The 8,305-nt window shown below is 47.5% G+C and carries 10 protein-coding genes; all 10 read right to left on the reverse strand.

Annotated elements, in window-relative coordinates:
- The coding region (locus PHU49_11395; GenBank protein MDD5244608.1) for a hypothetical protein at positions 1-286 on the reverse strand (286 nt) is incomplete at its 3' end.
- Positions 273-830, reverse strand: a complete 558-nt coding sequence (pilO, locus tag PHU49_11400) for a type 4a pilus biogenesis protein PilO (GenBank protein ID MDD5244609.1) — start codon at positions 828-830, stop codon at positions 273-275. The genes pilO and PHU49_11395, both read right to left, overlap by 14 nt.
- Positions 820-2,451: a pilus assembly protein PilM gene (gene pilM, locus PHU49_11405; protein MDD5244610.1), complete on the reverse strand. Its 1,632-nt coding sequence runs from the start codon at positions 2,449-2,451 to the stop codon at positions 820-822. The genes pilO and pilM overlap by 11 nt, the downstream gene beginning before the upstream one ends.
- A gap of 248 nt (positions 2,452-2,699) precedes the next feature.
- Positions 2,700-3,557, reverse strand: coding sequence for a transposase (locus tag PHU49_11410; protein ID MDD5244611.1), 858 nt, complete (start codon positions 3,555-3,557; stop codon positions 2,700-2,702).
- A 126-nt stretch (positions 3,558-3,683) separates the two neighbouring features.
- On the reverse strand, positions 3,684-5,930 hold the full coding sequence (locus PHU49_11415) for a hypothetical protein (GenBank protein MDD5244612.1): 2,247 nt from the start codon (positions 5,928-5,930) through the stop codon (positions 3,684-3,686).
- Entirely contained in the window at positions 5,917-6,459 is a 543-nt protein-coding gene (locus tag PHU49_11420) for a prepilin-type N-terminal cleavage/methylation domain-containing protein (GenBank protein MDD5244613.1), read from the reverse strand. The genes PHU49_11415 and PHU49_11420 overlap by 14 nt, the downstream gene beginning before the upstream one ends.
- A complete protein-coding gene (locus PHU49_11425; protein ID MDD5244614.1) occupies positions 6,456-6,902 on the reverse strand; it encodes a prepilin-type N-terminal cleavage/methylation domain-containing protein in 447 nt (148 codons plus the stop codon). The genes PHU49_11420 and PHU49_11425 overlap by 4 nt, the downstream gene beginning before the upstream one ends.
- Positions 6,902-7,426 carry a type II secretion system protein gene (locus tag PHU49_11430; GenBank protein ID MDD5244615.1) on the reverse strand — a complete coding sequence of 175 codons (525 nt, stop codon included), beginning with the start codon at positions 7,424-7,426 and terminating at the stop codon, positions 6,902-6,904. Before PHU49_11430 ends, PHU49_11425 begins: the two co-directional genes overlap by 1 nt.
- The gene (locus PHU49_11435; protein ID MDD5244616.1) at positions 7,416-7,601 is read right to left on the reverse strand and encodes a hypothetical protein; all 186 of its coding nucleotides are present in this window, start codon (positions 7,599-7,601) and stop codon (positions 7,416-7,418) included. Before PHU49_11435 ends, PHU49_11430 begins: the two co-directional genes overlap by 11 nt.
- Entirely contained in the window at positions 7,594-8,094 is a 501-nt protein-coding gene (locus tag PHU49_11440) for a hypothetical protein (protein MDD5244617.1), read from the reverse strand. Before PHU49_11440 ends, PHU49_11435 begins: the two co-directional genes overlap by 8 nt.
- Between the last annotated feature and the right edge of the window lie 211 nt (positions 8,095-8,305).

The raw sequence follows: 8,305 nt of genomic DNA on the forward strand, positions 1-8,305 counted from the left end.
GCAGGAGGAACGGGTCCCGTGTCCATGCAACACCGAGTTTATCAAATTGTTCTTTATCAAATCTCTGCGGCATTACTGCCTTTCCATCTTTTGAAGGGATGCCGGGTACTGCTGCCCCGGGCTTTGCCGGTGTCACTGCCGGCGCTGTCTGCGCAGGGGCCTGGGCTGCCGGCGCCGCTGCCGGCACAGGTGTGGGCGTCTTCTTCTTGCCGGTAAAAAATTGTATGTACCCGGCGAGGAGTATCCCAAGGATGCCTATGATGACAATCGGTTTACTTACCTTCAAACATCTTCCCCTTCAATGCCTTGAACTCAATGATGTATTTGCCGGTCAGCAGAGGATATTGCTTCTCGTTATAGGAGATCCGCGCCTTTTGAACGCCCCTGAAGGCAATCCTTTTTGAAAGTTCCTCGAAAAATCTTCCCGTCTCAAGGAATCCGCCTTTTAACTCAAACTCAAAGACAGGGCTGATGATATTAGACTTTTGTTCCGTATCGATCGTGGAGTGGATGCTGACCACATTGTCTATTATGACCCCCCGGTTCCGGGCAGCCCTTGATATCTCTCTGATGAAATCTGGCATCTTTTCGATCAGGGGCGCCTGCGTCTTGAACTCGTTCAGGGATTCTTTCCATTTCTCATCAGATTTCGCCTGTTGGGATATTGTTGCTATCGATGCCTCTACCTGCTTCCTCTCCTGCTTAACGGATTCCAGGGATCTTGCCCGGTTCTTGACCTGAGAGGAAAATGGCAGATACACAGCGAATACCCAGATGATAATGAGGGCAATTGGTATACCATACCATATATAGATCGACTTAAATTTCATATCTCACGCACCGCGAGGTGATGGTAAATTCCATGACCTGTTTGCCTTTCAGTGTTTTCATCTCTTTATTGGTGAGCTCCACATCCTGGACAAAACCTGATTTTTTTAAGGTAAGCATGAGGTTAAACAACGTCAATTCGAGGCTGTCCGCTTCTCCCATGATATAGCCCTTTAATACCAGCGGGTACTCGTTTCCTGATGTCTTCGCCGTTGCCTGCGCAGGCGATCCCGGGGCGACTTTGGGGACGGGGACACCCTGCCCTACGGGGATTGGCGGCGGGAGAAGCTGGGTTGAGGACGGGGCTGCCGATACCGGATTGTCTTCGCCAAATTCAATTGACTTGAGATAAACATCCCGTGGTAATTGCGAAGAGAGGAACTTCAAGAGGGTGACAAATGTAAGGTCCTTTTTCTGGATCTCGTTTTTGACCATCAGGATTTCATTGTAGTTCACGGCGGTCTGAGCAGGGGCGGAAAGTTTTTTGACCCCTTCCTTTATCTTTTCGAGATTACCCTTTTCAAGGGTGAGTTTCAGGTTGGCGTTGCTCAACATGCCCCACATGGCGAACGATAAAAGGAAAAGTATTACCACAACGCCAATCGTCCCGATAACAACCAGATTTTTGTATGATTTTTCCCGGCCCTTTTGCAGTACCCGCTCCGGCAAAAGGTTAGGGAACCCCCCTGTTTTGCTCACAGCCAGCGTATACGCCGGTATATACTCCGCCTCGATATCGGGCACATTTTCAAGGGATAATACCTCTTCAACGAGCGATTCCTTCATCCTCTCGAGGAATTTCGGAATCTTCGATCCGCGTCCCGATATAAACACCTTTGAAACCGGTTTATCAGGGTACCGCTGATTATACACGCTCAGTGTTCTGAGGATCTCGCCTTCAAGCCTTTCAAAAGGCAGGCGCATTATCTCTGCGAGTTCCTCATCGAAACCCCTCTCACGCTTATACTGCTCTGCCTGGTCATAGGAAAGTCCCGGTCCGCTCATCAGTGCGTCGGAAAAGCTCTCGGAGGCTGTGAGGATCTCCCGCGCGAACATGAGTCTTTTCGCATTCGCAATATAGAGGCCCGTCCTCCGCCCGCCAACATCGATAATTGCCGTCGAACTATTTCCGTTCTCACCTATGGCATTGACGTATGCGAATGCGATATCGGTAATAATGCTGACATTATGGAAACCAACGTTCTCAAAGACAGAGAGGAGGCTATTGATATAATGCTTGGGCGCCCCCACAAAAAGGACCTCATCTTTATTGACCCCTTTCTCGTCGATCTCCCCAAGCATCAGGTGCTCATATATCATATCATCGAGGGGCGTGGTCAGGATCTTGGTGGTAGACCAGTTGAGGACGTCTTTTTGTTCCTTTTTCGGAAGGATCGGGATGGTGAAGGTCTTCTTGATGATCTCCTGGGAGCTTATACCTATGGCGACTTCTACATCGTCCCCTTCTTTGACCTTGATATCAGCGAGTATCATCTCAAGGTCATCAAAACTGCCCTTATAGGGATAATCGCCTGACGAGACCGCAGACCATTTACCCATGGCCTCTTTGGCCTTTACGTACTTTACGCTGACAGTCCCTATGTCGATCCCTAAGATATCCACGCCGTTTTCCTAAAAGTATTGATTATAACATAGTGGTTAACCGTTTTGCGAATATTACAATGCTCTAAATGTTTTGAATTCCGTATAACAACCCCTCCCTCTCACACAATATTTACCAATTTCTCATTACATTATAGATGTTTGCATAGTTTCCTGAGATATGTCAACAAGAAAATGCTGTATCATACCAATTTTTCTAATGAAATTTGTTTGCCTAAGAACTGGGGTCAGGTCTTTTATCTTGCATTTCATCTTTTCTCACGGTTCCGGATCAGATTACTCACCGTTGCATAGTGAAGACCAAGGAAGTCAGCCACCTCTTTCTGCGTATAGCCATACTTTATGCAGGCATCATAGATAGCTTTGTTTCGTTCCTGCTTCCGTTGTTTCATGGTGTCCGTGAAGAGGTATTCTAAGGAAGGCCTGTCGGCAAATCGCTGGGATCTTGGCACCTCCTGCAACGCATCATACTTTCCCAGAGTCTTTTTGCATTGCTCAATAAACTCTTTCTCTCCGAGAAAGATCTGCCCTCTTACATTCTTCCAGAGCGTAGTATCATGAATACCCTTCATAACAAAATCTTTGAATAATCTTTGGGCGCGCTTTTTCTGATCACTGAACTGCCCGAGCACCCAGCCTGTCGTGAGATACTCCTCCGGTTTTTCCTTTCCCGTCGTTGCATGATAACTGCTCCATTTCCAAGCATCGGGGGTTCCAACTATTTTTGCCCGTACGGGGTTGAGGAGCACATACCTGCAGAGTTGGAGGAGGTAGTTGTCCTTATCGACGATGATCGCCTTGAATCTGCCCTGGAAAATATGGCCAGTTTTCTTGTATCGCCAGTTATACTTCTGGGTGTAGACGCCGTTGAGATGCTTCATGCCACGGGAAAGGTTGCCTTCAGGGGTTTCAATGATCAGGTGGTAATGATTGTCCATCAGGCAATAGCCATGGCATATCCAGTGATACCGCGTGACGGTCTTCCCCATGAGGTCAAGGAAATATATTCTGTCCGTATCACTTCTGAATATCTTCTGCCGGGCATTGCCACAGGAGGTAACGTGGTAGAGGGCGCCGGGGTATTCGATGCGGAGCGGACGGGCCATTAAGGTAGGATAGCAAAGAACAGATGGGAAAACAAGAAAATGTTAAAATAAAAGACCTGACCCCAATGGTGCAGTGCAATGGTGCACGTCGGACCTCAATTTACGTACCAGTTATGGGGCAGGTGTCTATGGTTTGAAAGTCAGCCTGAATTTCCATACATCCGCTTTCTGGGTAGCTCCTCCCGATGCCGTTGTCCAGCCGAAAAGGAATTTACTGAATGCGGTATTGTATGTCGTGTCAAGCGTGACAGTTCTATCTAATGTTGGGCTATGGGCAGTATAATCAGATCGCACGTCGCCAAGAGCTCCATTGGTATAATTGTTGCAAACGGGCATTGGAACTGGTACCCACGTAACCGCCCCATCGGTCACGGCCCCGCTGGCAGACCAGGCCGGTTCGGTAGCACCGCTTGTTCCGGCTGTCACAGCGGTATAATAATACCCGTTGTTCGCTGTGGGTTTAACTCGACCATTGATTGCGTATACGGTAGATGCGCTCCACGTGGGAGGGATGGAAGGGATCTGAATTGGTACCCACGTAACCGTCCCATCGGTAACAGTCGTCTCATCTGTAACAGTCGCAGGCCAGGCCGGTTCGGTAGCACCGCTTGTTCCGGCTGTCTGAGCGATATAATAATACCCGTTGTTCGTTGTGGGTTTAACTCGATCATTGATTGCGTATGCGGTAGATGCGCTCCACGTGGGATCGCAGGTTTTGATCCATGATTTTATTCTATAGGTTCCCGTTGCGCTGTTTCTGACCACCTCCATCCTGTAGGCATATGTAGGATTCACCGTAGAGGAATTTCCTCTATCTGCCAGCCAGGTCGTCGGGTTGGCAGGGCTCGTGTAGTAACTGTCGCTTGACCTTTTATTTGTCGGACCGGCGCCACTGGTGCTATTTCCCGCATTGCCTCCGGTGCCGGCCGTATGTTTGTCGTCATCGTAGGTACGAGAGTTTGTGGCATAATTAACAGATAACGCCGGAAAACCATAATAGGCTGCATTTTGCCACCACGCCGTTCCCGGCCAGTTTTCATAGCACTCATCCCCAGAGCTAATACAGTTTGTCCAGGTCGGTTCCCCAAAGGCTGTCGTCCCACTCCAGAATCGTGATTCCCGGAAAAAGTAGCCGGAGAGGTAGCTGTTAGACGAACTTGGAATTGGAGCAACAACCTCGCCCAAATTATAGTTTGTAGATGCCCTCCACGAACATTCCTTCCACTGCACACCTGATTCCGTAACCGTGCTGCCTGCAGGCCAGGTCGGCCAGGTTGGCTGAGTTGTCCCTGTGGTTAAGTCATTCATTAATCTATACAGATAGGTATTCCCTCCTGTCGTACCGTAGACAACGGTATTTGCCAGGAACGAAAATGAACTCATCCATCTGGTGTAATCATCCTTGCAGCCAATTCTATTGTCGTCCCCCCAAAAGACATATGCTATGTGCTCGTACTGGTTTGAAGGGTCACACCTGTTATTCGAACCGCAGGAATCAGCGGGGCAGCTTGTGTTCGGCCAGATGTCAAACTCGACGGCAAATTTTGGCGGTCTTAAACCATTTCCCAGGCCATCCACGAATGACTTGATGTGATCAGCGCTGCCGTATTGGCTGTATGACCGCGAATCCCCTCCGTACGCCATGAGTTCTCCCATTTGAGAATCTCCGCCGATAGAACTCGCAGTATTGTTGGCGCCATTCGTTATTGCAAAGGTAAACCCATCACCCTGGGAGCCAGGGGCAAACTGAAAGACAAAATACGCCCTGAAACCGCTTCCAAAATCACAAACCCCGTTTACACAATTCCCGGCAGCGCTATCCCCGCCATACCAGACAGCGCCAGAGGTGTTTTGCACTCCTATTTTGCCAATGCTTATTACGCCCGTTGGTCCCACGGTGATCGATTGGCCGGCTTGCGATTCCACCGGCTTAAAACTGGCCGCGCCGGATCCGCCGAGATTTACATCACCGGGACCGGTGCTTGGATACAAATATAGTTGGAAATTTGATAATTTTATGGTTTCTGTAACCCCTTGATACGTAACATTAACCGTCAGAACATCTTTGGAGGGCTCATAACTCGTACTAAACGAGCCTTCTTTTGGTGTGCCCGGAACAAGGTCTTTTGTAATCGTAGTAGAAGATAAGATGTTGTTATCGCTACCGCACACACCAGTTCCGTCGGATGCACAACGTATCGCCCATTCAACGCCTGCCCTTGCTATCATATTCGCACGGTGTCTGTTCAGTATGAATGTGAAACCCTGTTGTTTTGAACCTATCATCGATACAAAGCCGGCACCAAGAACCGCTATTAACGTCATAGCGATAACGAGAGTTATAAGTGCAAAACCTTTATTATTTAACTTCATAATCACCGTTAAATGATCTTCCGGTATAACCACCCGGGTAGTTGTTTGGGGTAATCTTTGTTGTTATCGAAAAGAGGGGTATCGAAGAGTCTGTCGGGCTGGTTAATTCTAGTGCGACTGTAATAGTTTCATCGCCTGTGCCTGATGCCGTGTTTCTTGTCACCGAGAAGTTGTTTATGTTGTTGCCGATGACAATACTATTTCTTAATAGATTTCCGCCGCTTTTTTCGAATTTCACTGTCGTGGACGGGTCTATTGGTGTAGGATGTGCTTTATCAAACGTTAACGTACTTGATGATGATCCCACCGTCGCTGGATTTGTAACCCTCGTTGCATCGCTCAACTCCCTTGTTATTCGCTCCATGATGTAGACCCCTTCCAAATAAAGGGCGCTTTGCCCCTTTCCAAGCAGATATGTCTTTGATGCATGTTCGATAAAAGAGAAAGTAAACAGGCCGAGAATAGAGAGCACGACTATTACCGTAACGAGCTCAATCATGGTAAAGCCTTTCTTGTTGTTCTCGATCATGAGTTCGGCCTTCTCGTAACGATGGTTGAAATTGTATAATCACTCAATAGACCGGAATACTTGACCGTTACCGTTATTCGTTTATAATTAGGGTTAGGGGTTGTTGTGCTTAAATTGGGATTAATGGATTCAATAACGCATCCGGTCGTATATCCGGCGTCAGGCGCCGCTTCAGCTGTAAAAGTAGTAGGAGGAAAAGCATCAGAGCATGATAAGCCTGTTGGTGGGATGGGAACATTCGGTAGTATGCTAACATACGGGTTATTCGTAATCTCTGCCATTCTCTTGTCAGCATAGAACATGGCTTTCATATAATAATCCGGTCTCGAATAATTGTTCATGACGCTTGTAAACGCCACGAATGAAACGGGCAAGAAAATTGCGCCAATTATTATGAATATTATGAGTTCAATTAAGGTAAATCCTTTATTGTTTGTTCTCATCAATTCAGGCACTCCGAGGCATTACAGGCACTGTTCTTACACTTGCACACATAGCCGGTTATACTGAATACTTTGATATACTGACTGCTTCCAACTGTGACTACCCCTCCGATGGTTGGTTCTCCTAAGGAATCAAATTCGAGAATGTTACTTGGCAAGGTAGTACTTATTACCGTTATATTACCTGCCAAATTTTTCTGTTCAATCACATTGTTGCTTGCATCACGTATACTATACGCGTCCGAACCATTAGTAAACGAAAGCTTCTGCGAGCTCCCTATCCCCATCGCCCGAATCTGGACATACCGTATGTCTGCGATCAACTGATCCGCTGCCATGGAAGAATAGTCCTGAATCGAGAAAGGATTTTTAATAATAACAGAGGCGGCCAGCACACTGAGAACCATAATGACTATGATGAGCTCCAGCGCGGTGAAACCGGAAGGAGAGCTGAGAGCGGAGAGCTGAGAGCGGAGAGCGGAAACCTTTTGAAGGCAATGTCGGGTTGATGGCTCAGGGCTCATAGTGATACACCCGGTCTCTTATCTTCTTGTATCTTTCAATGTCTTCGATCGTCAGGAACTGCGAGAAAAAATTATTTGCTTCTTCAAGCCAGTCAAGCCTTTCTTTTGCCGTTACGCATTTCAGCTCTTTCAATAACTCAATGGAAGGCGTAAAAGAATACTGTCTGCTATCCATTTTTGTCCTTATCCTCCTCCATGGATTCCAGTACTCTAATGTCGGCCGCATCCTGTTCCCGATGGGTAGATGATTTCAACTGTTTCAAATGTCTTTTGGAAATGACAGGGATACGGAGGTCTGCCGCCTCGAACCATACGAGCTCCTTTTCGATCTCATCAAAATCTATCGGCTCCCGTATAAAAACATCTATCAGGTTCATTGGCTTATCAGGCCTGTGGAAACTAAAGACCACCATGTTTTTCTCTTCTGCCCATCTGCTCCTCATGGCAGGATCGAGAAATGCCTTGCCGTCTACAGGCAGTTTGGGTTTGTATCCAAGCTTATCCAGGGCCGCAATAAACTTTTCAAGATTATCCGCCCTTAGACACACGATCAGATCAAGGTCTACGGTCAGCCTAACGCCGCCATAGAGGACCATTGCCACCCCTCCGGTGACAGCAAACCGTATCTTTGCTTTGTTCAATCCCCTGAATACATCCTCGTAGAACATTCAGTCGACCTCAACTCTTTGCTGCGCCTGCTGTTTTCCGCATCGCCTACCCTCTCTGTACCATTCTTATAAAAACATCGGGGATCACTATCTCCACGCCTCGATATTCGATGATCGATCATCGATATTCGAAACTGACGGCTGATCGATTGAAAAACGATTCATCGTCCTCCCTTCTTCAAATCCCTGTAAAAATTTTCGTGAATACCCA

It is taken from the genome of Syntrophorhabdaceae bacterium (assembly GCA_028713955.1).
Classification (GTDB): domain Bacteria; phylum Desulfobacterota; class Syntrophorhabdia; order Syntrophorhabdales; family Syntrophorhabdaceae; genus UBA5609.

What these genes read in the sequence shown, in the direction of transcription:
- pilO (MDD5244609.1), bottom strand. Translation starts at nt 830, where the DNA reads ATGAAATTTAAGTCGATCTATATATGGTATGGTATACCAATTGCCCTC.
- PHU49_11410 (MDD5244611.1), bottom strand. Translation starts at nt 3,557, where the DNA reads ATGGCCCGTCCGCTCCGCATCGAATACCCCGGCGCCCTCTACCACGTT.
- PHU49_11415 (MDD5244612.1), bottom strand. Translation starts at nt 5,930, where the DNA reads ATGAAGTTAAATAATAAAGGTTTTGCACTTATAACTCTCGTTATCGCT.
- PHU49_11420 (MDD5244613.1), bottom strand. Translation starts at nt 6,459, where the DNA reads ATGATCGAGAACAACAAGAAAGGCTTTACCATGATTGAGCTCGTTACG.
- PHU49_11425 (MDD5244614.1), bottom strand. Translation starts at nt 6,902, where the DNA reads ATGAGAACAAACAATAAAGGATTTACCTTAATTGAACTCATAATATTC.
- PHU49_11430 (MDD5244615.1), bottom strand. Translation starts at nt 7,426, where the DNA reads ATGAGCCCTGAGCCATCAACCCGACATTGCCTTCAAAAGGTTTCCGCT.
- PHU49_11435 (MDD5244616.1), bottom strand. Translation starts at nt 7,601, where the DNA reads ATGGATAGCAGACAGTATTCTTTTACGCCTTCCATTGAGTTATTGAAA.
- PHU49_11440 (MDD5244617.1), bottom strand. Translation starts at nt 8,094, where the DNA reads ATGTTCTACGAGGATGTATTCAGGGGATTGAACAAAGCAAAGATACGG.